This window comes from Candidatus Infernicultor aquiphilus (genome assembly GCF_002784285.1).
Classification (GTDB): domain Bacteria; phylum Atribacterota; class Phoenicimicrobiia; order Phoenicimicrobiales; family Phoenicimicrobiaceae; genus Infernicultor; species Infernicultor aquiphilus.
In genome coordinates this window covers 1-2,610 of record NZ_PFKO01000183.1, presented here as the reverse complement: position 1 = coordinate 2,610, position 2,610 = coordinate 1, and the positions used below count along the sequence as shown (strand labels likewise).

Annotated in this window: 2 protein-coding genes; both read right to left on the bottom strand. The window is 36.2% G+C overall.

What is annotated here, in order from left to right; translation table 11 throughout:
• Positions 1–409 (bottom strand): sugar phosphate nucleotidyltransferase (locus tag COZ07_RS05000; RefSeq protein ID WP_406607485.1); only part of this gene is annotated, 409 nt, incomplete at its 3' end.
• A gap of 22 nt (positions 410–431) precedes the next feature.
• A partial coding sequence (glgB, locus tag COZ07_RS04995) for a 1,4-alpha-glucan-branching protein (protein ID WP_406607484.1) occupies positions 432–2,610 on the bottom strand: 2,179 nt, incomplete at its 5' end.

Genomic DNA, 2,610 nt, shown 5'->3' with positions numbered 1-2,610 from the left:
TTTTTGCATAATCCATCTTGTAAATGTGATCACCAGATAGCACCAGGATATATTTAGGATTTTGCATCTCTATATAATCCATATTTTGATAAACTGCATTTGCTGTTCCCTTGTACCATTCTCCACCTTTTTCCTTTAGATAAGGAGGCAAAATATTTACCCCTCCGTCTTTTCTATCCAGGCCCCAAGGTCTGCCTATGCCAATGTAGGAGTTAAGTACCAAAGGTTCAAATTGAGTCAATACTCCAACCGTATTAATGTCTGAATTTGCACAGTTGCTCAAGGTAAAATCAATAATCCGGTATTTCCCTCCAAATGTGAATGCTGGCTTGGCAAGTTTTTTGTTAAGGGTGCCTAATCTTGTGCTTTGCCCTCCGGCGAGAATTAGTGCTAATACTTCTTTAGCCATTTTACTAGTCCCCCTTTTCTCTTTATATAATTGGTTTTATATAAATTGTTGCTAGAGGTGGAATCCTTAATTTTATTGAATAAGGCTTATCCTTTGATGGTTTTTCAATTGATTTAATAATTCCTTCATTGGTAACATTTGAGCCTCCATAAATTCCCCTGTCGCTATTGAATACTTCTTCATATTCACCTGGCTCAAACACATCAACATTATAGCCTTCATAGACCTCTGGAGTAAAATTGCAAATGACTATAGTATAATCTCTTTCTTGTTTTCCACGCCTTATAAAGCTTATTATGCTTTGATTATAATTGTTGGCATCTATCCAAACAAAACCATCTCGGTTATGATCCAGCTCCCACAGTGAGTGATCAGATTTATAAAAATGATTAAGCTGACGGACATATTTATACATTAAGCCATGCATTTCAAGATCAATCATGGACCATTCCAAGCTTTCATTAAAGTTCCATTCTCGAAATTGTGCAAACTCCCCACCCATAAAAAGCAGTTTCTTGCCTGGATGTGCCATCATATAAGCATAAAACATTCGAAGAGAGGCAAACTTCTTCCAATAATCTCCCCACATCTTATCGATCAATGATTTTTTACCATGCACAACTTCATCATGAGATAGTGGCAGTACATAATTTTCGGTGTAAGTATACATCAAGGAAAAGGTGATCAGATTATGATTCCATTTTCTATAGATAGCATCTATCTCCATATATTTTAACAAATCGTTCATCCAGCCCATATTCCACTTATAATTAAAGCCAAGCCCACCCATATAGCATGGTGCAGAAACAAGTGGCCAAGAAGTGCTTTCTTCTGCTATACTCATGATATAAGGAAATCTATCAAATAATGCTTCATTTAGTATTCGAAGAAACTTTACTGCTTCTAAATTTTCTCTGCCACCATATTTATTTGGATCCCATTGGTTTTTATTTTTTTCATAATCAAGGTATAGAATGCTTGCAACTGCATCTGTTCTAAGCCCGTCTATATGAAAAACATCTAACCAAAAAACAGCATTGGAAACTAGAAAGCTTATCACTTCATTTTTCCCTAAGTCAAAATAAGCAGTGCCCCAATTTTGATTTTCCCTTTTTTTCATATCTTGATATTCATATAAGGTTGTTCCATCAAATTGATAAAGCCCATGGTCATCCTTGCAAAAATGTCCCGGCACCCAATCCAATATTACTCCTATACCCAGTTTATGACAGCAGTCAACAAAATACATGAAATCTTGAGGTGTTCCATATCTGCTGCTTACTGAATAATAGCCAGTGACCTGATAACCCCAGGAGGCATCTAAGGGATGCTCCATAATAGGCATTATCTCTATATGTGTGTATCCTAAATCCGATACATATTGCGGAAGTTCACTGGCAAGCTCTCTATAACTTAGAAATCGATTTCCCTCGCCTCTTTTCCATGAGCCTAAATGCACTTCATAAATATTCACTGGTTTTTCATAAGCACTGGATTTATTTTGTTGCCATAACCTTTCCTCGCTACTCCAATTATATCCTTCTAGTCTAATTGCCTTGGAAGCAGTTTTAGGACGTGTTTCACTATGCATTGCAAATGGGTCAGCTTTTAAAACTATTTTCCCATCAAAGCCTTTGATTGCATATTTATACGCACTCCAATAAGGCAAGCCAGGTATAAATGAAATCAAGAATTCCGAGACCTTATGCCTTTGCATTATATTCGAATCTGGATTCCAGCCGTTAAAATCACCAACTATTGATACACTTTGGGCATTTGGTGCCCAAAGCGTGAACAACACTCCTTCTACACCATCAATATTGCAAAATCTTGAGCCTAAAACCTCATAGCTATTAAAGTTTCTTCCTTCAAGAAACATTAATAGTTGGTCTTGGTTAATTTCACTTATATCCTTTTGTTTCTGTAAGGCAAGTTTTGATGAAGGAGTTCTGCTAAAATTTTTAGACATGTCCCTGAGCTTCTTTACTATATCTTTATTAATCATTGAAAAATCAAGCTGCCATTTCCAATTTCCATCTTCCACTCCTGGAATATTCATTCTTGCCTCTCTGCCAAGACATAATATGTCTTGCATTGGTATTATAACTGTATCAGCTATGCTTTTATAGGCATACTTTATAATGTCCCATACCATCTGCTCATCATTTGATTTAATGTCAACACCCATGTAGGAAAGTACG